Raw genomic sequence first — 25,465 nt, forward strand, 5'->3', positions numbered from 1 at the left:
CGCGGACGGTGGTCCGAGGTCGGTCCGGCCAGTTTACGGAACCCCGACGGGACTCCGGATCCGGCCGTTCCGTTTCGCTCCGGCCGCACCGCCCCCGGACCTGCCGTCAGCTGCCGTCCGCCTCCAGGGCCAGCGCCGAGAACAGCTCCACGCCGATGCCGATCGCCCGCTCGTCCACGTCGAACCGGCCCTGGTGCAGGTCCCGGACCGTGGCGTCGCCGGGAGCGCGGACGCCGAGCCGGGCCAGGGCGCCCGGGGCGTGCTCCAGGTACCAGGAGAAGTCCTCGCCGCCCAGGCTCTGCTCGGTGCCCTCCACCACCACGGCGCCGTCCCCGCCGAAGCGGGCGTGCATCGCCCCGTCCAGCAGGGCGACCGAGACCGCCTCGTTCACCACCGGCGGCACCCCGCGGTGGTAGTCCAGCGTCCACTTGGCCCGGTGGGTCTCGGACAGCTTGGCGATCAGCTCGTGCAGCAGGTCCGGCGCCTCCCGCCAGCCGTCCAGCTCCAGGCAGCGGACGGTGCCCTCCAGCTCGGCGTGCTGCGGGATGACGTTGGGCGCGGACCCGGAGGCGATCCGCCCCCAGACCAGGCTGACGCCCCAGCGCGGGTCCATCCGGCGGGCCAGCGCCCCCGGGAGGTCGGCGGCCGTCCTGGCGACCGCGGTGACCAGGTCCGTGGTCAGGTGCGGACGGGCGGTGTGCCCGCCGGGGCCGTCCAGGTGCAGCACCAGGCGGTCGCAGGCCGAGGTGATCGCCCCGACCCGCAGGGCGATCCGGCCGACCTCCACCTTCGGGTCGCAGTGCACCGCGAAGATCCGCCCGACACCCGCCATCCCGCCGGCCTTGATGACGTCCAGCGCGCCGCCCGGCATGACCTCCTCGGCGGGCTGGAACACCAGCCTGACGGGGCGGCGCAGCTCGCCGGCGCGGGCGGCCTCGGCCAGCACCAGGCCGGTCCCGAGCACCACCGAGGTGTGCACGTCGTGGCCGCAGGCGTGGGCCCGGCCGGGGACGGTGGAGCGGTATGGCACGTCGGTCTTGGCGTCGTCGATCGGCAGCGCGTCGATGTCGGCGCGGAAGGCCAGGAACTCCGTTCCCGGGGCGGTACCGGGCGGGACGATGTCGACGAGCATGCCGGTGCCGCCGGGCAGCACCCGGGGTTCGAGCCCGGCGGCCACCAGCCGGTCGCGCAGCAGCCCGGTGGTTCGGAACTCCTGGCGGCCCAGCTCCGGGTGCCGGTGCAGATCACGACGGAAGGCGACCAGCTCGGGCTCCAGCTCCCGGACCCGGTCGCGCAGATCGGCGGCGGGGCGTGGGGCGGCGAGAGTGGTGCCCGGCTGAGCGGGCTCAGGACGGTTCATCTCGCCAATCGTAGGCCTGTTGGGGGGATTTGGCCCGACTTCCGGAAAACTAGTCCCCGGATGGGTGCATACCGGCCGGACACGTGGGTATGACATCTTGTTTCAGCCGCCTTCCCCGGGTTGCGTGCCCTGTGCAACGACCACCCCGGCCGACGGTCACGGCCGCCACTTCCCCGACGACACCGGCGGGTTGACGGCCGTTCAGCAGGACGTCAGAAGCGCTCCACCGGGGAGTACGTCCCCCACACTCCGCGCAGCGCGTCGCACACCTCGCCGACGGTGGCCCGGGCGGCCAGCGCCTCCTTCATCGGGTACAGCACGTTCCCCGTCCCCTCGGCGGTGCGGCGCAGCGCGTCCAGCCCCCGGGTGACGGCGCCGGCGGAGCGCTCGGCCCGCAGCCGGGCCAGCCGCCGCGCCTGCCGCTCCTCGATCGCCGGGTCCACCCGCAGCGGCTGGTACGGCTCCTCCGTGTCCGACCGGAAGCGGTTGACCCCGACCACCGTCCGCTCCCCGGAGTCGGTCTCCCGCTGGAGCCGGTAGGCGGTGCGCTCGATCTCGCCCTTCTGGTAGCCCTGTTCGATCGCGGCCACCGCGCCGCCCTGCTCCTCGATCCGGTCCATCAGCGACCGCGCGGCGGCCTCCACCTCGTCGGTGAGCGACTCGACGGCGTAGGAGCCGGCGAACGGGTCGACGGTGGCGGTCACGTCGGTCTCGTACGCGAGCACCTGCTGGGTGCGCAGGGCGAGCCGGGCGGCCTTCTCGGTGGGCAGCGCGATCGCCTCGTCGTAGCTGTTCGTGTGCAGCGACTGGGTGCCGCCGAGCACCGCGGCGAGCGCCTGCACGGTGACCCGGGCCAGGTTGACCTCGGGCTGCTGGGCCGTGAGCTGCACTCCGGCGGTCTGGGTGTGGAAGCGCAGCATCTGCGAGCGCGGGTTCCGGGCGCCGAACACGTCGCGCATGATTGTGGCCCAAATCCTGCGTGCCGCACGGAACTTGGCTACTTCCTCCAGCAGCGTCGTGCGGGCCACGAAGAAGAACGAGAGCCGGGGGGCGAAGTCGTCCACGGCCATCCCGGCGGCGATCGCGGTGCGGACGTAGGCGATGCCGTTGGCCAGCGTGAAGGCGATCTCCTGCGCGGGGTCGGCCCCGGCCTCGGCCATGTGGTAGCCGGAGATGGAGATGGTGTTCCAGCGCGGGATCTCGGCCCTGCAGTACCGGAACACGTCGGCGACCAGTCGCAGCGAGGGCTGCGGCGGGAAGATGTAGGTGCCACGGGCGATGTACTCCTTCAGCACGTCGTTCTGGACCGTGCCGGTGAGCGCCGCCGGCGCCACCCCCTGGGCCTCGCCGACCAGTTGGTAGAGGAGCAGGAGCAGGGCGGCGGGCGCGTTGATGGTCATCGAGGTGGACACCCCGCCGAGCGGGATGCCGTCGAACAGCACCGCCATGTCCTCGACGCCGTCCACGGCGACGCCCACCTTGCCGACCTCCCCGGCGGCGAGCGGCGCGTCCGAGTCGTAACCCATCTGGGTGGGCAGGTCGAAGGCGACCGAGAGACCGGTGCCGCCGCCAGCGATCAGCTGCCGGTAGCGGGCGTTGGACTCGGCGGCGGTGCCGAAGCCCGCGTACTGGCGCATCGTCCAGGGGCGGCCGGTGTACATCGTCGGATAGACGCCCCGGGTGTAGGGGTACTCCCCCGGCCGGCCCAGCCGGGCGCCGGTCTCCCGGCCGGCCAGGGACTCGGGGCCGTACAGCGGCTCGATCGCGAAACCCGACTCGGCGCGGCGCGGTTCGGCTGTCATGGGGGTGCCTCCTCCGGGACTGGGGAGCGGGTCCTCGCAATGTAGGGCCTGACCGGCCCGCCGCGGCGGCGGCGCGGTTGAGATGATCGGGTGAACGACCGATGAGCCCCAGGGAGTGGCAATGACCGAGCAGAAGGTGGCCGTGGTCACCGGTGCCAGCAGCGGAATCGGCGCGGCGACCGCCCGTCGGCTGGCCGCCGAGGGCTTCGACGTGGTGCTGACCGCCCGGCGCACCGACCGCGCCGAGGCGCTGGCCGAGGAGATCGCCGCCCGGGGCGGTTCGGCCCGCGCGGTCACCCTGGACGTCACCGACCGGGCCGCGGTGGACGCCTTCGCCGCCGCGGTCGGCCGGGTGGACGTCCTGGTGAACAACGCCGGCGGCGCGATCGGCGCGGAGAGCGTCGAGCACGGGGACCCGGCCGACTGGCGGGCCATGTACGAGGTGAACGTGCTCGGCGTGCTGCACGTGACGCAGGCCCTGCTGCCGGCCCTGCGGGCCACCGGCGACGGCACGGTGCTGGTGCTCTCCTCGACCGCCGCGCTGGCCGCGTACGAGGGCGGCGGCGGGTACGTCGCCGCCAAGCACGCCGCGCACACCATCGCCGCCACCCTGCGGCTGGAGCTGTGCGGGGAGCCGATCCGGGTGATCGAGATCGCGCCCGGCATGGTGAAGTCCGAGGGCTTCGCGGTCACCCGCTTCCGCGGCGACGAGGAGAAGGCCGCCGCCGTCTACGCGGGCGTGGCCGAACCGCTCACCTCGGAGGACATCGCGGACACCGTGGCGTGGGCGGTCACCCGGCCCTCGCACGTGAACATCGACCTGCTGGTGGTACGCCCCCGGGCGCAGGCCGCCAACCACAAGGTCCACCGCGCCTGAGCCCGGCCCGGCGGGCGGCCCCGGAGCAGGGGCCAAGATCGAACACGTCACCCCCCGGTGGTACACACGTGCGATGAGAACCTTCCGGGCCGCCCGCCCACGGGTCCTGCTGACCGCGCTGGCGGCAGGCACCCTGCTCCTCGCCTCCGCCTGCGACGACACCGCCGCGCCGGCCCAGGACAGGGCCGCGGGCACCACCGCGCCCGCCGCCGCCACCCCCACGGCCACCCCGACACCGACACCCAGGCCCACCGGCGAGGCCGACCCGGCACTCAAGCCCTTCTACGGCCAGCAGATCACCTGGGCCGACTGCCCGGCCGACGCCCAGGCCGAGAAGGCCAAGATCGACATATCCGGCATGCGGTGCGGCACGCTGCACGTCCCGCTGGACTACGCCGCCCCCGCCACCGACGCCCTCGACCTCGCGCTGGTCAAGTACCCGGCCGCCAAGCCGGACCAGCGGATCGGCTCGCTGATGGTCAACCCCGGCGGCCCCGGCGAATCCGGCGTCGGGATGGTCAAGTACGGCGCCAAGCAGTTCGCCGGCACCCTGCACGACCGCTTCGACGTGATCGGCTTCGACCCCCGCGGCACCGGCGACAGCTCTCCGGTCGTCTGCTACGACGACAAGCAGCACGACGCCGTCAACCAGACGGACGCCTCGCTCGACCCGGCCGTCCGCAAGGCCGAGCACGTCAAGCAGGCCACCGAGCACGCCGCCGCCTGCCAGGCCAGGTCCGGCAGGCTGCTGCCCTTCGTCGGCACCCGCAACACCGCCCGCGACCTGGACGTGCTGCGCGCCGCGGTCGGCGACAAGCAGCTCAACTACCTCGGCATCTCCTACGGGACGTACCTCGGCGCGCTCTACGCCGAGGAGTTCCCGAAGAACACCGGCCGGCTGATCCTGGACGGCGCGGTCGACCCCGGCCAGGACCGGCTGGACCACGGGATCGACCAGCAGGTCGGCTTCGAGAAGTCCTTCGAACGCTTCGCCGCCGACTGCGTGGAGAACCACGCCGACGAGTGCCCGCTCGGCAAGGACGGCACCAAGGCCGCCAAGAAGGCCGCCGACTTCCTCGACGGGCTGTACGACCACCCGCTGACCACCAAGGACGGCCGCAAGCTCGGCCGCGACCAGGCCTGGACCGGCACCATCTCGCTCCTCTACGGCGACGAGACGACCTCCTGGAAGTACCTGCGCGCCGCCCTCGGCTGGGCGATGGTGCGCGACAAGGGCGACTACCTGATGGCCTTCGCCGACGACTACAACGGCCGGGACGCGGACGGCCACTACAGCCCGGTGGACGAGGCCAACAACGCGATCGGCTGCGCCGACGCCGCCCGCCCCGCCCCCACCCCCGAGCACGCCAGGGCCGCCGTGGACCGGCTGCTCGCCGAGGCGCCGCTGATGTCCAGGGGCGTCACGGTGGACGACTTCAGCGAGGCCGGCTGCGCCTACTGGCCGTTCAGGACGCAGGAGACGCCGCACACCGTCCGGGCCGAGGGCAGCGCGCCGATCCTGGTGGTCGGCAGCACCGGCGACCCGGCCACCCCGTACGCCTCGGCCGAGGCGCTGGCCAAGGGCTTCGCCAACGCCACCCTGCTCACCCGGGTCGGCGAGGGGCACGGCGCCTTCGGGAAGGGCAACACCTGCATCGACCGGGCCATGGCGGCCTACCTGACCGAGGGCACGATGCCGGCCGCGGGCACCCGCTGCGACTGAGTCCCCGCGGACCGGCCCGGGCCCCCGGTGGACGGCGGCGCCGCGGCCGGCGGCAGGACACGGGGAGGGCGCTGACGCGCAGGTGTCAACGTCACAACTTGATAGCTCGTCCGGATGAATTCGGCGCGCGCCCTCCCCAACTGATGACCGCTCAACTACCTTTGAGGCGCAGGTCGACCGGCGCCAACGCGCCCCTCGGCAGCCCCCATCCCACCTGTTCACCACTCCACTCCACCGGCACCTTCCCGCCCTCACGAGGAGGACCCGCTGGCCAGCGACATCCCGTCACAGCGGCTCGACGTCAGAACAGAGCCGACCCTCCTCGGGTTGCACCGCTTCAACGAAGCCGACGCCGGCGCTGCCGAGGAGGCCCTGCTGGCCTGCTGCGGCAGCCACCGCTGGGCCCTGCGGCTCACCGCACACCGGCCCTACCCCGACATCGAGTCTCTGCTGGCCGCCGCCAGCGAGGCCTCCTACGACCTCCGCCCGGCCGACCTCACCGAGGCGCTGGCGGACGAGAGCTGGATGCCGCAGCCGCTGCTCGGCATGCGGGCTCCCGGAAGCCAGGCCGCGCACACCGCGCTGCGGGCCGCGCACGCCGCGTACGAGGCCCGGTTCGGCCACGTCTTCGTGGTCTGCCTGGAAGGGGTCGCCCCGGAGGAGATGCTCGACACCGTGCTCTCCTCCATCCGTACCCGCCTCGCCAACGACCCGGACGAGGAGCGGCTGATCGCGTCCGACGAACTCCGCCGGATCGCCCTCACCCGCCTGGAGCACCTGGTCGCCACCCCCTCGGAGGCCGCGGCGCGCTGAGCGCACATCACCCACCCCTCTTCACCCACTCTTCTTCACCCGTGCGGGTGACCTCGCCCGCGAAACCGCCCGGACGAGTGAGGCCGCGGCACCATCCGATCCGAACCACCACCGAATCCGAACCCGCCCCGCCCCGCGCCCCTCACCCTCCGGCACGGGGCGCGAGCATGCCGTCACCCGTCGTGACGCCCCCGGGTTTGGTTCCCGCCCCGCTAGGCCAGAAGTGCCTGATTGATCACACCTGGGGCCCCCGGAGGCGGTTCACGGAAAGGCGTCGATAGGATGCTGGCGGCCGGTGGACCGTACCCGGCCGGGCTGACCGACACCGAAGCCGGCCGAGCCCCCAATCGCTTCCGGAGGGTTTTTCCGTGCCGGCTGGAACGCTGTACCGCGGCCGGGAAGGCATGTGGAGCTGGGTGGCTCATCGAGTCACCGGCGTCCTCATCTTTTTCTTCCTGTTCGCCCACGTCCTGGACACCGCCCTCGTGCGAGTGTCGCCGGAGTCCTACGACACCGTCATCCAGACGTACAAGACTCCGCTCGTGAACCTGATGGAGTACGGCCTGGTGGCCGCCATCCTGTTCCACGCCCTCAACGGCCTGCGCGTCGTCGCAGTGGACTTCTGGTCCAAGGGCCCGAAGTACCAGAAGCAGATGCTCTGGACCGTCGTCGGCGTCTGGGTCGTCCTGATGGCCGGTTCCTTCTACGGGATCCTCCAGCACACGCTGATCTCCTGGTTCGGGAAGTGAGCCGAGACATGTCCACGGAATACTCCGACGCCATCGTCGTCCCCTCCAAGCAGGCGCACACCGGCAGGGGACTGGGCACCGGCAACCCCGCCGACGCGTTCGTCATCGAGCCTCCGCGCCAGCGGACCAAGAAGACCCCGCGTCGCACCCGCACCAACTTCGAGATGCTGGCCTGGCTCTTCATGCGCCTGTCCGGTGTCGTTCTGGTCGTGCTGATCCTCGGCCACCTGCTGATCATGCTGGTGCTCGACGGCGGCGTCTCCAAGATCGGCTTCGCCTTCGTGGCCGGCCGCTGGGCCTCGCCGTTCTGGCAGGGCTGGGACCTCCTGATGCTCTGGCTCGCCATGCTGCACGGCGCCAACGGCATGCGTCAGGTGATCAACGACTACGCCGAGAAGGACTCGACCCGGCTCTGGCTCAAGGGGCTCATGGGCACCGCCACGGTCTTCACCGTGCTGCTCGGCACCCTGGTGATCTTCACCTTCGACCCCAACATCTGAGCCGCGAGCACCATCGACCATCGGCAGAGGCCAGAGGCGAGTTAACCCCCCATGCAGATTCACCAGTACGACACCGTCATCGTCGGCGCCGGCGGCGCCGGCATGCGAGCGGCCATCGAGTCGACGCAGCGCAGCCGCACCGCCGTCCTGACCAAGCTCTACCCGACCCGGTCCCACACCGGCGCGGCCCAGGGCGGCATGTGCGCCGCCCTCGCCAACGTCGAGGAGGACAACTGGGAGTGGCACACCTTCGACACGGTCAAGGGCGGTGACTACCTGGTCGACCAGGACGCCGCCGAGATCATGTGCAAGGAGGCCATCGACGCCGTCCTCGACCTGGAGAAGATGGGTCTGCCCTTCTCCCGCACCGAGCAGGGCCGGATCGACCAGCGCCGCTTCGGCGGTCACTCCCGCAACCACGGCGAGGCCCCGGTCCGCCGCTCGTGCTACGCGGCCGACCGCACCGGCCACATGATCCTCCAGACGCTGTTCCAGAACTGCGTCAAGCACGGCGTCGAGTTCTTCAACGAGTTCTACGTCCTCGACCTGCTGATCAGCGAGGGCAAGACCTCCGGCGTCGTCGCGTACGAGCTGGCCACCGGCGAGATCCACGTCTTCCAGGCCAAGTCGGTCGTCTTCGCCTCCGGCGGCACCGGCAAGTTCTTCAAGGTCTCCTCCAACGCCCACACCCTCACCGGTGACGGCCAGGCCCTGGTCTACCGCCGCGGCCTGCCGCTGGAGGACATGGAGTTCTTCCAGTTCCACCCGACGGGCATCTGGCGCATGGGCATCCTGCTCACCGAGGGCGCCCGCGGCGAGGGCGGCATCCTGCGCAACAAGGACGGCGAGCGCTTCATGGAGCGCTACGCCCCCGTCATGAAGGACCTCGCGTCCCGTGACGTCTGCTCCCGCGCGATCTACACCGAGATCCGCGAAGGCCGCGGCTGCGGTCCGGACGGCGACCACGTCTACCTGGACCTGACCCACCTGCCGCCGGAGCAGCTGGACGCCAAGCTGCCGGACATCACCGAGTTCGCGCGCACCTACCTCGGCATCGAGCCCTACACGGACCCGATCCCGATCCAGCCCACCGCGCACTACGCCATGGGCGGCATCCCGACCAACGTCGAGGGTGAGGTCCTGCGCAACAACACCGACATCGTCCCGGGCCTGTACGCGGCCGGCGAGGTCGCCTGCGTGTCCGTGCACGGCGCCAACCGCCTGGGCACCAACTCGCTGCTGGACATCAACGTGTTCGGCCGTCGCGCGGGCATCGCCGCCGCCGACTACGCCAACGCCAACGAGTTCGTCGAGCTGCCCGAGGACCCGGCCGAGAAGGTCCAGGCCCTGGTCGACGGCCTGCGCGAGAGCACCGGCACCGAATCCGTGGCGCAGATCCGCAAGGAACTGCAGGAGACCATGGACGCCAACGCGATGGTGTACCGCACCGGCGCCACCCTGAAGCAGGCGGTCGAGGACATCGCCGCGCTGAAGGAGCGCTACAAGAACGTCTCCATCCAGGACAAGGGCTTCCGGTACAACACGGACCTGCTGGAGGCCGTCGAGCTGGGCAACCTGCTCGACCTGGCCGAGGTGCTGGCCGTCTCCGCGCTGGCCCGCGAGGAGTCCCGCGGCGGCCACTACCGCGAGGACTTCCCGACCCGTGACGACGTGAAGTTCATGCAGCACACCATGGCGTACCAGGAGGTTGCCGCCGACGGCACCACCTCCATCCGCCTCGACTACAAGCCGGTCGTCACGACCCGCTACCAGCCGATGGAGCGTAAGTACTGATGAGCACTCCGACCGTGGAGAAGCACTCGGCCGCTCTGGACGCGGTCGAGGCCGGTGCCGTCCAGCCGATCACCGTCACCTTCCGGATCCGCCGGTTCAACCCGGAGGAGCACCCGGACCCGGTGTGGGTCGACTACCAGCTGACGATGGACCCGAAGGAGCGCGTCCTGGACGCGCTCAACAAGATCAAGTGGGAGCAGGACGGCACCCTCACCTACCGCCGCTCCTGCGCGCACGGCATCTGCGGCTCCGACGCCATGCGGATCAACGGCCGCAACCGGCTGGCGTGCAAGACCCTGATCAAGGACGTCGACCCGGAGAAGCCGATCACGATCGAGGCCATCAAGGGCCTGACGGTCCTCAAGGACCTGGTCGTGGACATGGACCCGTTCTTCCAGGCGTACAAGGACGTCATGCCGTTCCTCATCACCAAGGGGAACGAGCCGACCCGGGAGCGCCTGCAGTCCGCCGAGGACCGCGAGCGCTTCGACGACACCACCAAGTGCATCCTGTGCGCCGCGTGCACGTCGTCCTGCCCGGTGTTCTGGAACGACGGCCAGTACTTCGGCCCGGCCGCCATCGTCAACGCGCACCGCTTCATCTTCGACTCGCGCGACGAGGGCGGCGAGCAGCGCCTGGAGATCCTCAACGACCGTGAGGGCGTGTGGCGCTGCCGCACCACCTTCAACTGCTCCGAGGCCTGCCCGCGCGGCATCGAGGTCACCAAGGCGATCCAGGAAGTGAAGCGGGCGCTGGTAACCCGCCGCTTCTGATCCCCGCGCGACACCCCGAAGGCCCCCGCCCGATCCTCCGATCGGGCGGGGGCCTTCGCGTTCTCCCCGGGCGGGTCAGCGCAGCACGCCGAGGTCCTTCGGCGCCGACCAGCCGCTGAAGGTCACCAGGTGCCGGTCGGGAGTGACGGCCCACAGGTCCGGCGTGCCGTCCCCGTCACCGTCGCCCGAGCTGCCGAGCGTCGGGTAGGCGGCGGTGGTGAAGCCGGTGGCGACCACGTTCGCCGAGGGGTCGGCGAGCGCGGAGTAGTCGAAGGTGCCGTCGGCCTGCTTCGGAACCGGGTACGCGTGCAGCTCGCCGGTGGCCCGGTCGCGTGCCCACAGGGCGAGGTTCCCGGCCGTGTCCGGACCGGGGGCGACCAGGTCGTAGCCGGCCCAGCCGCCTGACGTGGTGAGCTTGAGGGCCGTCTGCCAGCCGTACGCGAAGTCGCCTCCGGCGTGCAGCCAGAGGTCGCCGTTCTCCAACGTCACCAGCGCCGGGTCGAAGCCGCCGGCCGCCGGGCCCAGCGCGACGATCTGGTCCGCCTTCGACCAGTCGGAGGCGTAGTCCGCGGGGCACGGCACGTCCGTGCCCGTCGCGTCCACGCAGCTGGTCGAACGCCGGGCGCTGAGCAGGCTCCGGTCGAAGGAGCCATAGTCGAAGTTCCGGTACAGGTAGAGGGCGCCCGAGCCCGGCCGGTGGAGGAACAGGTCGTCCAGGGACGGCGCGTGGTCGTCCGTCCAGCCGCGGTGGACGACCCGGTACGACGCCCAGCCGTTGTGGTCGGGCGAGGCGAGCGCCCGGATCGTCGCGTTGGGCGTGGTGCCGGTCGCGTTCACGCCGATGTACTGCAGGTTGCCCTGGGCGTCGGGCAGCACGATGTCCGCGGTGCCGTCCCCGTCGACGTCTCCGAGCGTCTTCGGCGGGTTCGGGTTCGACCGGGCGTAGAAGGTGTAGGAGGCCGAGGCGACATTGCCCGTCCTGTCGACCGCCTGGACGATGAGGGTGTTGGTGCCCCAGTCCACGACCCTGAGGTCGACCTTCGCCGTACCGTCGGCGTCCGGCCGGACAGCGTTCGTCGAATTGCAGTCGCCGACCCCGAGGTAGTTCCAGCCGTACCGGAAGCAGTCGATGCCGGAGGCCGTACCGCCGGCCGGAGCCGGGTCGACCGCCTTGAGCACGAAGGTCCCCTTCTGGCCCGCGTACCTGGTGGCGGCCCCGGTCTCCGGGAAGTCGGTCGAGGAGACCGTGACGCTCGGGCTCGTGGTGTCCACGGTGAAGCGGCAGTCCGCCGACGGGGCGGAGGCCTGGGTGTCCTGGAGGGCCCAGGCGTGCCAGGCGTAGCTGTGCCCGTCCAGCAGGCCGGGGACCTTGACGCTGGACCGCTGGCCGTAGGCCTGCGCCTCACCGGTGTACACCGGGTCCTGGGCGCCCGCGCTCTCGTCCCGGACGCTGAACCGGGCACTGGTGCCGGTGACGTTCGCGACGAGCTTCGGACCGTACATGGTCCGTCCGCTCCAGAGCGGGACGGTGGTCGAGTCGCAGGCGCTGGTGACGTAGTCACCGCCCTGTTCCGTCCCGAGGACGGTCGGTGCCGTGTCGGCCACGGCCGCCGTCGGCACGGTGAGCAGGCCCGCGGCCGCGGTCGCCGCGACCAGCCCCCCGAGCCTGCGTGAACGCGTGTGCTTCATCAAGGAATCCCCACCCTCTGTCGGCATATCCGTTCGAGACGTGCACGAGCGGTGAGGATCCTGCCAGTGCGGGCCGACAGCGGCAACGGGGATTCTCAGTCGGTGGCCGGGGTGCGGCGGGTGGTGACGCGAAGGCCGCGCACGCCGATGGTGCCGACGGCGATGCCGAGGGCGAAGGAGGTGACGGCGAGGAGCAGGTGGACCCAGAAGAAGGCGGTGGGCTGGGAGTGGTCGCCGTTGGTGAAGGCCTGGCCGCCGGAGTCCTTCCAGAGGTTCTTCACGAAGGTCGTCCAGATGATGATCGACCAGACCCCGAAGGCGGTCAGGAACCAGGAGGTGCGGCGGCTGAGCTTCATGGGGGTCCTCGGCGTGTGAAGGCGGTGTGCTTCCCCAGTATGCGCGGGCCGCCGATCGGCGTAGAGCGGGCCCCTCCTGCGGAGGACGGGCCCCTGGGGGAGGGCGCCGGGAGCCGTGAGTGGGTACGGTCTGCTGGTGCCCACACCCCGTCTCACGTTCGCGCGCCTGTGCGCCGCGGTCACCGCGGCCCTGCCGGTACTGCTCGCCGCCCCGGCGGGCGCGGCCCCGCAGCAGCCGCCCCCGTCGGTCGCGATCGGCGGCGAGCGGCTCGGGCTCCCGGGGGTGCAGGTCGCCCCGATGGCGGGCGCTCCGCCGTTGCCCGCCGACCTCACCGGCCAGTCCTGGATAGTCTCCGACGCGGTGTCGGGGGAGGTCCTGGCGGCCAGCAATCCGCATCTGCGGCTGCCCCCGGCGAGCACTCTGAAGATCCTCTTCGCGGACACCGTGCTGCCCAAGTTCGACCGCAACGCGGTGCACCGGGTGGCCGACGAGGAGATCCAGGGGATCGGCCCCGGCAGCAGCCTGGTCGGCATCAAGGAGAACCTGGACTACCGGGTCGAGGACCTGTGGCGCGGGGTCTTCCTGAGCTCCGGCAACGACGCGGTGCACGTCCTGGCGCACATGAACGGCGGGGTGCAGCAGACCGTCGCCGAGATGCAGACGCGCGCCGACACGCTCCAGGCGCGGGACACCAGGGTGATCTCCCCGGACGGCTACGACATGGACGGCCAGGTGTCCTCGGCCTACGACCTGTCGCTGTTCGCCCGGGCCGGTCTGCGCAACGCGGACTTCCGGATGTACTGCGCGACCCGGGACGCGATGTTCCCGGGCGCCGTCGACCGGAACACCGGCCGGCGCGGCAGCTTCGGGATCGCCAACACCAACCGGCTGCTGGGCAAGTACCCGGGCCTGATCGGCGTGAAGAACGGCACCACCACCAACGCCGGCTCGACCTTCGTCGGCGCCGCCGAACGCGACGGCCGCACCCTGCTGGTGACGGTGATGCACCCGTCGAGCTACCAGAAGGTGTACGACGAGACGGCCGCGCTGCTGGACTGGGGCTTCGCCGCGGCCGGCAAGGTCCAGCCGGTCGGCCGGCTGGTCGACGAGGTCCCGCCCGGCGGCGCCGAGCCGACCGGCCAGGCCGGCGGCGCCGAGCCGACCGGCCAGGCCGGCGGCGGTGACGGAACGCCCGCGCCGCCGCCGCACACCGCCGCACCGGCGGCCGCGACGCCCACCGCGGAAGGCGGGGGCGGCCGGTTCGGCGTCGTCGGCTGGTCGGCCGTGGTGCTCGCCGGGGCCGCGCTCGGGTACGGCGCGATGGTGCTGTGGCGCCGCTCCGCCGGTTGATCCGCGGACGAGGCCGAACCGGCTGATCCGGCAGCTGAACACCGGCCTGCGGCAGGGCCCGGCCTCAGTCCTGGGGCCGGGCCTTCCCCTTTCCCTCTCCCCCCGTCTTCTCCTTCTTCCGGGCCCGGGCGGCCTGCTCCGCGGCGTCCGCCAGGGCCGCCGCCTCCGCCTTGTCGGCCGCCTCCAGCAGCGTCCGCCCGTGCGCCCTGGTCCGCTCCCGGGCGGCCTGCGGGTCGGCCGTCGCCGTCCAGGCCACGCAGTACATCAGCAGCCGGGAGACGAAGTTGATCCAGAGCAGCAGCGCGACCGGCGTGGCGAACGCCCCGTAGAGGCTCCGTCCGGCGATCGAGCCCAGGTAGGAGGCGAGCAGGAGCTTCAGCAGCTCGAAGCCGACGGAGCCGATCAGCGCGCCCTGTACGAGGTCCCGGCGGCGCTGGTCGGTGATGCCGGGGAAGGGCGCCAGCAGGTAGGCGAAGAGCAGCATGTCGCACGCTATGGCGATCAGCACGCCGACGGCGGTGAGCAGGTACCCGCTGTTGAGGCCGATCGCGTCGGCGATCCGGCCGGCCAGCGTGGTCCCGGTGGCGGAGGCGGCCAGTGAGAACAGCGAGACCAGGCCGAGGCCGCCCAGCACCGCCACGTCCCAGGCCTTGCGCAGCACCGGGTTGCCCTCCTCCTGGGGCAGCTGCCACAGGTCCCGGATCGAGGTGCGCATGGTGTCCACCCAGCCGAGGCCGGAGATCAGCAGCAGCGCCCCGCCGACCAGCCCGACGGTGCCCGCGTTGGACACCAGGGCCGGCAGGTTGAGCGCGTCCGAGAGCCCCGGCAGCTGGTCGGAGATGTGCTTCTGCAGCTCGTGCACCCGGTCGTCGCTGAGCGCCGCGGCGGCGATCGCCAGGCCCACCGTGAGCAGCGGGAAGAGGGCGAGGAAGCCGAAGAAGGTGACGGCGCCGGCCAGCCGGTTGCCCCGGGCGGCGGAGAAGTACTCGTACACCCGGTACGGGCGGCTGCGCAGCACCCGGGCCACGAGCGGGCCGAGGACCGGCAGACGGGTCAGGAAGTCCACCCACCGGTTATACCGGGCCTGTCCCCCGAATGGGCGTCAGGCCCCGGGTGGGTGTCCCGTGGGTTTCGGCGGACCCGGCGAGGGCCGGCAGGACGCCCCGCGGCTACCGCTTGACGAGTCGACGGGCCTTGGCGAGGGCGCGGACGGCCTGGTAGGCCCCGTAGCGGCCGTGGCTGAGCAGTTCGGTGCGCACGCCGTCCACGCCGGCCGGCGGCCGGTAGCCGGCCGGCCGCAGCCGGGCGCAGTGCCCGGCGGCCCGGCGGAAGTACTCGCGGCGGTCGCCGGGCGGGACCCGGCCGGGCTTGGAGACCACGGTGTTGAGGTGGTGCAGCATCCGGCCGTAGACGACCGGGCGCCAGCGCTCCAGGTCGGGGCGGCGGTCGAGGAAGGCGAAGACCAGGTCGTACTGGGCGAACACGTCGAAGTGCTTGCGGCTGGCGGTGGCCAGGATGTTGCCGCCCTCCTGGCGCTGGCGGTAGTGCACGCCGACCTGGTCGAGCAGGGTGATCCGGGCGGCGGCGAGCAGCGCCGGGTACGTCCAGGGGGTGTCCTCGTAGTAGCCGGCCGGGAAGACCAGCCGCTGTTCGGCGATGAAGCCGCGGCGGTAGGCCTTGTTCCAGACGACCTGGAGCAGGTCGAGCAGGTCGGGGCGGGCGTCGAGGTCGAAGACGTCCGGGGAGGCGGCGCCGAAGACGTGGGCGGAGGCGGCCCGGGTGATCCGGCCGTCGGCGTAGGTGCGGGCGTAGTCGTAAACCAGGATGTCCGGGTCACCCGTGGCGGTGAGCCGCTCGTCGATGCCCTTCAGCAATCCGGGGGTGAGTGTGTCGTCGCTGTCGAGGAAGATCACGTAGTCCCCGGTGGCGACCTCCAGGCCGGCGTTGCGGGCCCGGCCGAGGCCGACGTTCTCCGGCAGGTGCAGCACCCGGACCCTGGCGTCGGCGGCCGCGGCCTCGTCCAGCAGGGCGCCGCAGCCGTCCGGGGAGCGGTCGTCCACGGCGATCAGTTCGAAGTCCGGGCCGTCCTGGCCGAGTACCGAATCGAGGCATTCGGAGAGGTAGTCCTGGACCTGGTACACGGGGACGATCACGCTGAAACGGGACACGGACCCAGCGTAGTGGTCCCGGGGTGGGCGAGGTCCCCGGAGGTAGGATCGGGGGCGCACGTACGCACCGATCCAAGTGCGGTCAGGCCCCGTACGGGCTGCCACGCTCCTCCAGAGAAAGGCCTGCGTAGCCGATGGCTCCCCGCCTCTCCATCGTCGTCCCGATCTACAACGTCGAGCGTTACCTCGTCGAATGCCTCGACTCGATCGCCGCCCAGACCTTCACGGACTTCGAGTGCGTCATGGTCGACGACGGTTCGAAGGACGGCAGCGCGGCGCTCGCCGAGGCGTACGCGGCCGAGGACTCCCGGTTCCGGCTGGTCCGGCAGGTGAACAAGGGACTCGGCGCGGCCCGCAACACCGGCATCCGGCACATCGACCCGGACTCCGAGTTCCTGTGCTTCGTGGACAGCGACGACTCGATGCCGCCGAGCGCGTACGAGCTGATGATCAACACGCTGGGCGAGACCGGCTCGGACTTCTGCACCGGCAACGTGCTGCGCTTCCGCGCCGTGGGCTACTACCAGTCCGGCGGCCACCTGAAGCCGTTCAAGGAGACCAGGCTCAAGACCCACATCACCGAGATCCCGGCGCTGGTCACCGACCGCACCGCGTGGAACAAGGTGTACCGCCGCTCGTTCTTCGACGGCGCCGGCCTGCTCTACCCCGAGGGCATCCTGTACGAGGACGCGCCGGTCAGCGTGCCGCACCACTACCTGGCCAAGAGCGTGGACGTGCTCTCCGAGCCGATCTACCACTGGCGCGAGCGCGAGGTCGGCGAGATGTCGATCACGCAGATGCGCACCAACCCCAAGGGCCTGATCGACCGGGTCGCCTCGGTCGAGCTGGTGCGCGCCTGGCTGATGAACCAGACCGAGCCGCGCTTCGCCGAGTACCTGCGCTCCTACGACGAGAACACCCTCGTCGAGGAGATCCCGATGTTCTTCTCGTCCCTGGTGGAGGGGGACAAGGACTACCGGGACGCCTACCTCCAGCACGTCGGCCGGCTGCTCCGGGCGATCGGCTCCGACCACGTCGGCCGGCTGCGCGCGCCGGTGCGGCTGAAGTACCACCTGACCCTGTCGGGCCGGATGGACGAGCTGGTCGACCAGATCACGTACGAGCGCGAGAGCGGCGGCGGTGTCCAGGCCCGCGGCCTGCTGCGCCCGTACGCCGACTACCCGTTCCTGCGCGGCGGGCGCAAGAGCGTGCCGGCCGGGGTGCTCAAGCTGGACAACTCGCTGGTCATCCGCAGCCGGCTGTACCGGAGCGTCTGGGAGGACGGGAAGCTGCGGCTGACCGGGCACGCCTACCCGGAGCAGCTGGGCGCGGCCGGAAAGCACGACATGGTCCGCACCCTGGTGCTGCGCGAGGCCAAGGGCCGCCGGGTCATCGCGGTGCCGATGAAAACGACGTACAGCCCCGAGGCCACCGCGAGCTGCCAGCACGACCTGTACAGCTGCGACTGGTCCGGCTTCAACGTGGCCATCGACCCGAAGAGGCTCCGGCACCGCGGCCAGTGGAAGGACGGCAACTGGCGCGTCCTGGTGGCCGGCGCCGGCAAGGGCGGGGTCTACAAGGGCCGGATCTCGGCCGGGTGGAGCGACAGCGCGCAGTTCCTCCCGTCGCACTGGGTCGAGCCGGACGTGCGGATCGTGCCGTGGATCCGGGACAACTTCGTCTACCTCCGGGTGGAGACGGTCAAGGCCCGGGTGACCGGCCTGGCCGCGCACGGCGACCGGCTGGAGGTCTCGGGCGCGGCCCGCTCCGGCCCGAGCTTCGCCGGGGCGCGGCTGCGGCTCACCCACGTCGAGTCGGACCGCCACGTGACCTTCCCGCTGGAGCTGGGCGCTCCGGTCGGCTCGCTCCAGCCGTTCACCGCGCTCGCCCCGGTCGCCGAGCTGACCGCCGTCCGCGAGGCCTGGGCCGAGCTGGACCCGGTGGCCGCCGAGCGCAGCCGCGACCACTGGGACGGCTCCCTGCTGCTGGCCGACGGCAGCACCCTCCCGCTGGCCTGGGACGACCGCAACGCGCCCGAGCGGCTGCACCTGGCGCTGAACCCGCAGGCCCCGGTGGCCGAGCGCCGGGCGCTCTACTCCAAGCCCTCCCCCAACGGGCACCTCCAGTTCACCGACCAGGTACTCCAGCCGCTGGTGGACGACGTGTCCTCGCGCGGCGCCGACGGCTTCCTGCTGAGCGGCTCGTTCCCGCTGCCCGGCGCGCACCGCTGGGAACTGGTGGTCCGTCACAAGTGGCGCGAGGAGGAGCACGCCTACCCGGTGGAGATCTCCGACGGCCGGTTCCGCACCGCGCTGCCCGCCGTGCCGACCGCCTCCTTCGCCGGCCGGGTTCCGCTCTCCCGGGGCACCTGGCACGTCGTCTTCCGCCCGGTCGGCGTGCAGGTGCCCGAACTGCCGGACGCCGCCGCGCTGGTCACCCCGGACTGCTTCGACGTCCTGCCGGTCGTGGTGGAGTCCCGCGGCAAGCGGATACTGCTGGAGCGCCGCGACCACGACGGCCTGTCGCTGGAATCGGACTCGGTGCTGCTGCCCGAGGAGCGGGCCGGCTTCCGCCAGCGCCAGCTGCAGAGCGTGGACTACCCGGCCGCCCGACGGCTGCCGGTGCGCGACACGGTGGTGTACCACACCGGCAAGTACGGCACGTACTCCGGCTCGCCCCGGGCCGTCCACGAGGAGCTGGTCCGCCGCGGCCTGCCGCTGGAGCACCTGTGGGGCAACGACGACATGCAGGCCGAGCTGCCGCAGAGCGCGACCGCGCTGCGGTACCGCAGCCCGGAATGGTACGAGGCGCTGGCCACCGCCAAGTACGTGGTGGCCAGCACCCACCTGCCCGACTTCTTCGTCCGCCGTCCCGACCAGGTGGTCGTCCAGACCTGGCACGGCACCCCGCTGAAGCAGATCGGCTTCGACTTCGAGAAGGTCTGGTTCACCGACTCCAAGTACCTCAAGAGCCTGGCCCGGGAGGTCCCGAACTGGAGCCTGCTGGTGGCCGGCAACCGCTGGTCGGCCCCGGTGCTGCGGCGCGCCTTCGACTTCAAGGGCGAGATCCTGGAGAGCGGCTCGCCCCGGAACGACCTGCTGTTCGCCGCCGACCGGGAGAAGACCGCCGAGCAGGTCCGGGAGCGGCTCGGCCTGCCCGAGGGCAAGAAGGTCGTGCTCTACGCGCCGACGTGGCGCGAGGACCGGCGCCGGCCGCAGGACGGCTACCAGATCGACCTGCGGATCGACCTGGCGGCGGCCAGGGCCGCGCTCGGCGACGACCAGGTGCTGCTGGTGCGCCGGCACCACCTGATGTGCGGCCAGATCCCGGGTGCCGGCAACGGCTACATCTGGGACGTCGGCAGCTACCCCGACATGGCGGAGCTGCTGCTGATCGCCGACGTGCTGGTGACCGACTACTCGGCGAGCGTGTTCGACTTCGCGGCGACCGGCAAGCCGATCGTGTTCTTCACCTACGACCTGGAGCACTACCGGGACAACCTGCGCGGCTTCAGCCTGAACTTCGAGGCCGAGGCACCCGGCCCGATGCCGGCCACCTCCGAGGAGCTCGTCTCCGTGCTCGGCCGGGTGGACGGGATCGCGGCCGAGTACGCGGACCGGGCCACCGCGTTCCGCGAGGCGTACTGCGACCTGGACGACGGCAAGGCCGCCGCCCGGGTGGTCGACGCGATGCTCCGCAAGGAGTAGCCGCCTCGCACGCTCCGGCAGGCGCCCGGCACCGATCGGTGCCGGGCGCCTTCCTGTGTCCGGGCACCTGTGCGCCCGGGCGGAAGGGAACGAAAAGGGCCTGGCGGAAAGGACCGGAACACCGGATCCGCATTCGAACCGGCGTTCCCGGAAATGCATTCCCCAGGGCATTCGAAAAAGCGTGCAATTGACCCCGGCGCCATTTCTGGATGGGATGTTGACTTCCCTTCCGAAGGGCTCCCACCGCCATGCCTGTGCTCACGCGGCTGGTCCTGCCGCACGCCGCCCCCCGGGTGACCTCCGGCCGCCCCACCGAGGACGAGGACGTCGTCTTCGGGCTGCTGCGCGCCCACTGGCACGGCCGCGGCCTGGAGCTCACCGGCTTCGCCCGCCCGAAGGGCCAGGACACCGCGCGCCCCGGCTCCGCCTGGACCTGGCTGACCCTGCGCCACCAGAACCGGTCCCAGCCGCCGCTGCACCTGCGCTCCCGCCCCCGCCGGATGCCCGAGGTCACCGACGACAGCGCCCAGCCCGAGCACAACCACGACTGGTCCGGCTTCACCGCGCTGATAGCACCCGGCCGACTGCGCCGCGGGGACCACTGGCTGCTCGGCGACTGGCGGATCGAGGCCACGCTCTTCACCCGCCCCCACCCCGCCCGGGTGCGCCGCCGGTACGGCGCCCTCGCCCCGCACTGGTGCGGCTCCGGCGAGTACCCGCCGGCCCACTGGGTGGACGACGGCGTCCGGCTCCAGCCGTTCTTCGCCGACGGCCGGCTGCGGCTGCGGCTGGAGCGCCCGGCCGTCCGGATCACCCGTGCCACCGCGGCCCCCGACGGCCTGGACCTGGGCGGGGTCGCCGACGCCTGCCCCTCCGGCACCGTGCTGCGGCTGCGCCACCGGGAGAGCGACGCGGTGGTCGAGCAGCCGCTCGCCCGCACCGGCAACACCTTCACCGTCCGGATGCCGTACCGGCCGTTCACCGCCGACGGGCGGGGCAGCGGCAGGCTGGAGCACTGGGACGCCGAACTGCTGCGCCCCGACGGCGGCACCGAACAGCTCTGCCTCGACGAGCGCGGCGGCCCGGTGGCCGGCCAGCACCCGCTGCCCGGCGCCCCGGACCGGGTGCTCTACCTCAAGCACCTCGCCGACGGCCGGCTCCAGCTCTGCGTCCAGCCCGCGGCCGGCCTGGTCGACCGGATCGCCGTACGGGACGGCGGCTTCGAACTGTCCGGCCGCTGCCCGGACCCGGCCGCGGACCGGCTGCAGCTGGTGCTGCGGCACACCGGCTCCGCGAGCGAGGTCCGCACCCCGGTCGCCACCGGCCCGGACGGCCGCTTCCGGGTCCGGGTGCCCGCCGCCCGGACCGGCTCGGACGGCGTCGCGCTGCCGCTGCGCAAGGGCCTCTGGGAGGCCGCCCTGGAGCCGGTCGCCCGCCCCGGGGACGGCCGGCCGCTGCTCGCCGCCCCCGCCGCGCTGTCCGCCGTCCCCGCCGCCACCACCGCCGGCGGCAAGCGGGTGCTGCTGCAGCGCCGGTGGCACGACACCCTGGTGGTGGACTCCACGCCGGTGCTCACCGCCACCGAGCGCAGCGCCTGGACGCAGCGCCGGCTGCGCACCGAGCGCTACCCGGCCGCCCGCCGCGCGCCACTGCGTGAGGCGGTGCTGTACGACGTGTTCGGCGGCCGCGGCTACGCCGACTCCCCGCGCGCGGTGCACACCGAACTCGTGCGCCGCCACGCCCGGTTGGAGCACCTGTGGGTGGTCGACGACGCCCAGGCCGAGCTGCCGCCCGGGATTGTCCCGGTGCGCAGCTGGAGCCCGGAGTGGTACCGCGCACTGGCCACCTGCCGGTACCTGGTCGGCAACACCCACTTCCCGGACTTCCTGGAGCGCCGTCCCGGCCAGGTCGTCGTGCAGACCTGGCACGGCTCCCTGCTGAAGCGGATCGCCCACGACGTCGAGAGCCCCTGGCTGGCCGACCGCGGCTACCTGGCGGCGCTCGACCGGGAGACCCCGCAGTGGAGCCTGCTGCTCTCCCCCAGCCCGTTCGCCACGCCGATCCTGCGGCGCGCCTTCCGCTACGCCGGCGAGCTGCTGGAGTCCGGGTACCCGCGCAACGACGTGCTCGCCCGACCGGACCCGCGGACCGTCGCCGCCGTCCGCCGCCGGCTCGGCGTTCCCGAGGACCGGCGGATCGTGCTGTACGCGCCGACCTGGCGCGAGGACCAGCAGCGCGGCGACGGCGAGGGCTTCCGGCTCGACCTGCGGCTGGACCTCGACCACGCCCGGCGCCTGCTCGGGCCGGACCACGTGCTGCTGGTCCGCCCGCACGCGCACGTGCGCGAACCGCTGCCCGGCGCCGGCGACGGCTTCCTGTACGACTGCGGGGACTACCCCGACCCGCAGGAACTGCTGCTGGTCGCGGACGTCCTGGTGACCGACTACTCGTCGATCATGTTCGACTTCGCCATCACCGGCCGTCCGATGTACTTCTTCACCTACGACCTGGAGCACTACCGCGACACCCTGCGCGGCTTCTCCTTCGACTTCGAGGCGAACGCCCCCGGCCCGCTGGTGCCGACCTCGGCCGAACTGCTCGGCGCACTGCGCGGACTCGCCGACGGCGACGGCGGACCGCCGCCCGACTACGCCGAGCGCTACCGGCGTTTCCGGGCCGAGCACTGCGCCCTGGACGACGGCCGCGCGGCCCGCCGGGTGGTCGACCGGATGCTCGAACTCGGCGGCCGGGGAGGCCGGGCGGCGGGGCTAGGCAGGAATGCGGGGCCAGGAGACGCCCCGGTTCACCCGAACGGGTAGCTCCGCCAGGGCCGCCAGACCTCGTCCGCGCCGAACCGGGAGAGGCCGAAGCCCTCCACCGGGAAGTCCGCCCGGAAGTCCCGCGCCTGCTCGTACGCCTGGTCCAGCACGTCGTCCGACAGTCCGTGGGCGACCGTCACGTGCGGGTGGTACGGGAAGGCGAGCTCGCGGGCCAGCGGGCCGGAGCGGATGTCCGCCTCCAGCAGCCGGCACTCCTGGGCGCCCTCCTCGACCCGGACGTACACCACCGGGGAGACCGGGCGGAAGGTCCCGCTGCCGTGCAGCAGCATCCGGAACGGGCGGTGCGCGGCCGCCACCGCCGCCAGGTGCTCCTCGATCTTCGGCAGCGCCTCGGCAGGCACCTCGGTCGGCGGCAGCAGGGTGACGTGGGTGGGTATCGACCGGGCCAGCGGATCGCCGTGCCCGGCCCGGGCGTCCTGGACCGCCGTGCCGTACGGGTCCGGGACGCTCACGGACACGCCGATGGTGACGACCTCGGGGAGGTCGCCACCACCGGACAGGTGCGTGAGGGGAGTCACCGCTTGGCGGCCGGAAGGAAGCCGATCCGGTCGTACACCGTCTCCAGCGTCACCGACGCCACCGCGCGCGCCTTCTCGGCGCCGGTCGCCAGCACCCGGTCCAGCTCCGCCGGGTCGTCCAGGAACACCCGGGTGCGCTCCTGGAAGGGGGTGACCCACTCGGCGAACAGCTCGGCCAGCTCGGTCTTCAGGGCGCCGTACATCTTGCCCTCGAAGTGCTCGACCAGCTGGTCCACCGACCGGCCGCTGAGCGCGGAGTGGATGCGCAGCAGGTTGGAGACGCCCGGCTTCTCCTCCTCGTCGTAGGAGACGACGGTGCCGGTGTCGGTAACGGCGCTCTTGAACTTCTTGGCGCTGACCTTCGACTCGTCCAGCAGGCCGACCAGGCCCTTGGCCGAGGAGGCCGACTTGCTCATCTTGATGCCCGGGTCCTGGAGGTCCATGATCTTCGCCGTCTCCTTGAGGATGTACGGCTTCGGGATCGTGAACGTGGGGGCGTAGCGCGAGTTGAACCGCTCGGCGATGTCGCGGGTGATCTCCACGTGCTGGCGCTGGTCCTCGCCGACCGGGACGGCGTCCGCCTGGTAGAGCAGGATGTCCGCGATCTGGAGGATCGGGTAGGTGAACAGGCCGACCGTGGTGCTCTCGGAGCCGTACCGGGAGGACTTGTCCTTGAACTGGGTCATCCGCGAGGCCTCGCCGAAGCCGGTGAGGCAGTTCATCACCCAGGCGAGCTGGGCGTGCTCGGGCACGTGCGACTGGACGAAGAGCGTGCAGTGGTCCGGATCCAGGCCCGCGCCGAGCAGCTGGGCGGCGGAGATCCGGGTGTTCTCGCGCAGCGTCGCCGGGTCCTGCGGCACCGTGATCGCGTGCAGGTCGACGACCATGTAGAAGGCGTCGTTCTCCTTCTGCAGGTCGACCCACTGGCGCACCGCGCCCAGGTAGTTGCCGAGGTGGAACGAGCCGGAAGTGGGCTGGATGCCGGAGAGCACCCGGGGACGGTCCTTGGCCGGACCGGTGACCGCTGCGTTGACCATGCGCGCCATTGTTCCAGTTCCACCGCTCGCTCAGGAAACCTCCGCCCCCGGAGGTTCGGCCAGTGTGACCGCACTCACCCCGACCCGGGCGATCCGCCGGCCCTCGACCTTGGCCACCGTCAGCAGCACCCCGCCGCCGCCCTCGACCGGAACGCGCACCTGGTCGCCGTCCCGGGGCAGCCGGCCGAGCGCGGCGACCAGGCAGCCCGCCACCGTCTCGTACGGACCCTCGGGCAGGGAGACGCCGGTCTCCTCGGCGAAGTCGCCGAGGTTGAGCAGGCCGTCCAGCTCGACGCCGCCGCCGGCCAACCGGCGGGTCGGGGCGGCCTCCGGGCGGTCGTACTCGTCCCGGATCTCGCCGATCACCTCCTCGACCAGGTCCTCCAGGGTGACGATCCCGGCGGTACCGCCGTACTCGTCCACCACGATGGCCAGGTGGTGGCCCTCCCGGCGCATCTCGCCCATCGCCTCCAGCACCAGCTTGGTGCCGGGCAGCAGCTTGACCGGGCGGGCCAGGTCGCGGACCTTGACGGCCTGCTCGCCGCGCGCGCCGTACAGGTCGCGGACGTGGACGAAGCCGACCACCGCGTCGGCGCTGCCCTCGACCACCGGGTAGCGCGAGTGCGGGGAGGTGTCGGCCTGGTGCCGCACGGCGGCCAGCGGGCGCTCGGCGTCCAGGAAGGTCACCTCGGTGCGCGGGACCATCACCTCGCGCAGCTGACGCTCTCCGGCGGAGAACACATCGGCGATCAACGCCCGTTCGTCGCTTCCGAGTTCGGTGTTGGCGGCGACCAGGCCGCGCAGTTCCTCGGAGCTCATCGAGCCGCGGCCCGCCGCCGGGTCGCCGCCGAGCAGCCGGACCATCAGGTTGGTGGAGTGGCCGAGCAGCCAGATCACCGGCCGCAGCACCACCGACATCACGTCCACCACCGGGGCGGCGATCACCGAGATGGACGCGGCGCGCTGCAGGCCGATCCGCTTGGGGGTCAGCTCGCCCAGCACCAGCGAGGCGTAGCTGATCACCAGGGTGAGGCCCACCAGGGCCACCGCGTCGGCCACGCCCGAGGACAGCCCGGCCCGGACGAACAGCGGGGCGACCTTGCCGGACAGGGTGTCCGCGCCGAAGGCGGCCGACAGGAAGCCCATGCAGGTCACCCCGACCTGGACGGCGGCCAGGAAGCGGTTGGGGTCGGCCGCCAGGTGCGCGGCCCGCGCCGCGCGCCGGGTCCCGAGCCCCTCCAGCGCCCGGATCTGGCCCTCGCGCAGCGAGATCAGCGAGATCTCGGCGACGTTGAACAACCCGCCCAGCAGGATGAAGACGAGGACGAGCGCGGCGTCCCCGAGTGTTTCGTTCACAGCGGGCCAGTGTAGGACCGCCGCTGCCGCGAGGACCTGAACACGACGGCGG

At 72.2% G+C, this 25,465-nt stretch carries 19 protein-coding genes; 10 read left to right on the plus strand and 9 right to left on the minus strand.

The window, feature by feature from the left end:
* Positions 1-106: 106 nt before the first annotated feature.
* Together ACWGJO_RS29095 and ACWGJO_RS29100 are read right to left on the minus strand one after the other, a co-directional pair.
* A complete protein-coding gene (locus ACWGJO_RS29095; RefSeq protein WP_452188202.1) occupies positions 107-1,360 on the minus strand; it encodes an amidohydrolase in 1,254 nt (417 codons plus the stop codon).
* Positions 1,361-1,572: 212 nt separating this feature from the next.
* On the minus strand, positions 1,573-3,162 hold the full coding sequence (locus ACWGJO_RS29100; RefSeq protein ID WP_452188204.1) for an acyl-CoA mutase large subunit family protein: 1,590 nt from the start codon (positions 3,160-3,162) through the stop codon (positions 1,573-1,575).
* Between the two features lie 121 nt (positions 3,163-3,283).
* On the opposite strand from ACWGJO_RS29100, the gene ACWGJO_RS29105 reads away from it, so the two are divergent.
* From ACWGJO_RS29105 to ACWGJO_RS29135, 7 genes are all read left to right on the plus strand, one after another.
* Positions 3,284-4,039, plus strand: coding sequence for an SDR family oxidoreductase (locus ACWGJO_RS29105; protein ID WP_452188206.1), 756 nt, complete (start codon positions 3,284-3,286; stop codon positions 4,037-4,039).
* A gap of 73 nt (positions 4,040-4,112) precedes the next feature.
* The gene (locus ACWGJO_RS29110; protein ID WP_452188208.1) at positions 4,113-5,762 is read left to right on the plus strand and encodes an alpha/beta hydrolase; all 1,650 of its coding nucleotides are present in this window, start codon (positions 4,113-4,115) and stop codon (positions 5,760-5,762) included.
* A 327-nt stretch (positions 5,763-6,089) separates the two neighbouring features.
* On the plus strand, positions 6,090-6,575 hold the full coding sequence (locus ACWGJO_RS29115) for a 2-oxo-4-hydroxy-4-carboxy-5-ureidoimidazoline decarboxylase (protein WP_359911557.1): 486 nt from the start codon (positions 6,090-6,092) through the stop codon (positions 6,573-6,575).
* A gap of 368 nt (positions 6,576-6,943) precedes the next feature.
* Complete coding sequence (gene sdhC, locus ACWGJO_RS29120; RefSeq protein ID WP_033332398.1) at positions 6,944-7,324, plus strand: succinate dehydrogenase, cytochrome b556 subunit; 381 nt, start codon at positions 6,944-6,946, stop codon at positions 7,322-7,324.
* An 8-nt stretch (positions 7,325-7,332) separates the two neighbouring features.
* A complete protein-coding gene (sdhD, locus tag ACWGJO_RS29125) occupies positions 7,333-7,824 on the plus strand; it encodes a succinate dehydrogenase, hydrophobic membrane anchor protein (protein ID WP_359911559.1) in 492 nt (163 codons plus the stop codon).
* 51 nt (positions 7,825-7,875) lie between these two features.
* Positions 7,876-9,618: a succinate dehydrogenase flavoprotein subunit gene (gene sdhA, locus ACWGJO_RS29130; RefSeq protein ID WP_401048872.1), complete on the plus strand. Its 1,743-nt coding sequence runs from the start codon at positions 7,876-7,878 to the stop codon at positions 9,616-9,618.
* Positions 9,618-10,391 (plus strand): succinate dehydrogenase iron-sulfur subunit, encoded by a 774-nt coding sequence (locus tag ACWGJO_RS29135; RefSeq protein ID WP_359911565.1) that lies wholly within the window; start codon positions 9,618-9,620, stop codon positions 10,389-10,391. The genes sdhA and ACWGJO_RS29135 overlap by 1 nt, the downstream gene beginning before the upstream one ends.
* Before the next feature lie 75 nt (positions 10,392-10,466).
* Here the strand turns inward: ACWGJO_RS29135 and ACWGJO_RS29140 are convergent, their stop codons facing one another.
* Positions 10,467-12,080 (minus strand): hypothetical protein, encoded by a 1,614-nt coding sequence (locus ACWGJO_RS29140; protein WP_452188210.1) that lies wholly within the window; start codon positions 12,078-12,080, stop codon positions 10,467-10,469.
* Between the two features lie 95 nt (positions 12,081-12,175).
* On the minus strand, positions 12,176-12,436 hold the full coding sequence (locus ACWGJO_RS29145) for an SCO4848 family membrane protein (RefSeq protein WP_452188212.1): 261 nt from the start codon (positions 12,434-12,436) through the stop codon (positions 12,176-12,178).
* Positions 12,437-12,572: 136 nt separating this feature from the next.
* Here ACWGJO_RS29145 and ACWGJO_RS29150 point away from each other — a divergent pair, with 136 nt between their 5' ends.
* A complete protein-coding gene (locus ACWGJO_RS29150) occupies positions 12,573-13,787 on the plus strand; it encodes a D-alanyl-D-alanine carboxypeptidase family protein (RefSeq protein WP_452188214.1) in 1,215 nt (404 codons plus the stop codon).
* Between the two features lie 64 nt (positions 13,788-13,851).
* On the opposite strand, the gene ACWGJO_RS29155 is transcribed toward ACWGJO_RS29150, so the two are convergent.
* Both ACWGJO_RS29155 and ACWGJO_RS29160 read right to left on the minus strand, forming a co-directional pair.
* The gene (locus tag ACWGJO_RS29155; protein WP_452188215.1) at positions 13,852-14,853 is read right to left on the minus strand and encodes a YihY/virulence factor BrkB family protein; all 1,002 of its coding nucleotides are present in this window, start codon (positions 14,851-14,853) and stop codon (positions 13,852-13,854) included.
* Positions 14,854-14,956: 103 nt separating this feature from the next.
* Positions 14,957-15,955, minus strand: a complete 999-nt coding sequence (locus tag ACWGJO_RS29160) for a glycosyltransferase family 2 protein (RefSeq protein ID WP_359911576.1) — start codon at positions 15,953-15,955, stop codon at positions 14,957-14,959.
* Positions 15,956-16,089: 134 nt separating this feature from the next.
* Between ACWGJO_RS29160 and ACWGJO_RS29165 the strand changes: the two genes are divergently transcribed.
* On the plus strand, positions 16,090-19,662 hold the full coding sequence (locus ACWGJO_RS29165) for a bifunctional glycosyltransferase/CDP-glycerol:glycerophosphate glycerophosphotransferase (protein ID WP_452188217.1): 3,573 nt from the start codon (positions 16,090-16,092) through the stop codon (positions 19,660-19,662).
* A 248-nt stretch (positions 19,663-19,910) separates the two neighbouring features.
* Positions 19,911-22,481, plus strand: coding sequence for a CDP-glycerol glycerophosphotransferase family protein (locus ACWGJO_RS29170; protein WP_452188219.1), 2,571 nt, complete (start codon positions 19,911-19,913; stop codon positions 22,479-22,481).
* Here the strand turns inward: ACWGJO_RS29170 and ACWGJO_RS29175 are convergent.
* From ACWGJO_RS29175 to ACWGJO_RS29185, 3 genes are all read right to left on the minus strand, one after another.
* Entirely contained in the window at positions 22,466-23,020 is a 555-nt protein-coding gene (locus ACWGJO_RS29175; RefSeq protein ID WP_452188221.1) for a 2'-5' RNA ligase family protein, read from the minus strand. The two genes, ACWGJO_RS29170 and ACWGJO_RS29175, sit on opposite strands and share 16 nt — an antisense overlap.
* A complete protein-coding gene (trpS, locus tag ACWGJO_RS29180) occupies positions 23,017-24,012 on the minus strand; it encodes a tryptophan--tRNA ligase (protein ID WP_452188224.1) in 996 nt (331 codons plus the stop codon). Before trpS ends, ACWGJO_RS29175 begins: the two co-directional genes overlap by 4 nt.
* A gap of 75 nt (positions 24,013-24,087) precedes the next feature.
* Entirely contained in the window at positions 24,088-25,413 is a 1,326-nt protein-coding gene (locus tag ACWGJO_RS29185; RefSeq protein ID WP_452188222.1) for a hemolysin family protein, read from the minus strand.
* Between the last annotated feature and the right edge of the window lie 52 nt (positions 25,414-25,465).

The organism is Kitasatospora sp. NPDC054795, from assembly GCF_053611565.1.

Bases quoted from the DNA above. Each gene is read 5' to 3' on its own strand.
- ACWGJO_RS29095 (WP_452188202.1), bottom strand. From the start codon at position 1,360: ATGAACCGTCCTGAGCCCGCTCAGCCGGGCACCACTCTCGCCGCCCCA.
- ACWGJO_RS29165 (WP_452188217.1), top strand. From the start codon at position 16,090: ATGGCTCCCCGCCTCTCCATCGTCGTCCCGATCTACAACGTCGAGCGT.
- ACWGJO_RS29145 (WP_452188212.1), bottom strand. From the start codon at position 12,436: ATGAAGCTCAGCCGCCGCACCTCCTGGTTCCTGACCGCCTTCGGGGTC.
- ACWGJO_RS29140 (WP_452188210.1), bottom strand. From the start codon at position 12,080: ATGAAGCACACGCGTTCACGCAGGCTCGGGGGGCTGGTCGCGGCGACC.
- ACWGJO_RS29135 (WP_359911565.1), top strand. From the start codon at position 9,618: ATGAGCACTCCGACCGTGGAGAAGCACTCGGCCGCTCTGGACGCGGTC.
- ACWGJO_RS29170 (WP_452188219.1), top strand. From the start codon at position 19,911: ATGCCTGTGCTCACGCGGCTGGTCCTGCCGCACGCCGCCCCCCGGGTG.
- ACWGJO_RS29100 (WP_452188204.1), bottom strand. From the start codon at position 3,162: ATGACAGCCGAACCGCGCCGCGCCGAGTCGGGTTTCGCGATCGAGCCG.
- sdhA (WP_401048872.1), top strand. From the start codon at position 7,876: ATGCAGATTCACCAGTACGACACCGTCATCGTCGGCGCCGGCGGCGCC.
- ACWGJO_RS29105 (WP_452188206.1), top strand. From the start codon at position 3,284: ATGACCGAGCAGAAGGTGGCCGTGGTCACCGGTGCCAGCAGCGGAATC.
- ACWGJO_RS29110 (WP_452188208.1), top strand. From the start codon at position 4,113: ATGAGAACCTTCCGGGCCGCCCGCCCACGGGTCCTGCTGACCGCGCTG.
- sdhD (WP_359911559.1), top strand. From the start codon at position 7,333: ATGTCCACGGAATACTCCGACGCCATCGTCGTCCCCTCCAAGCAGGCG.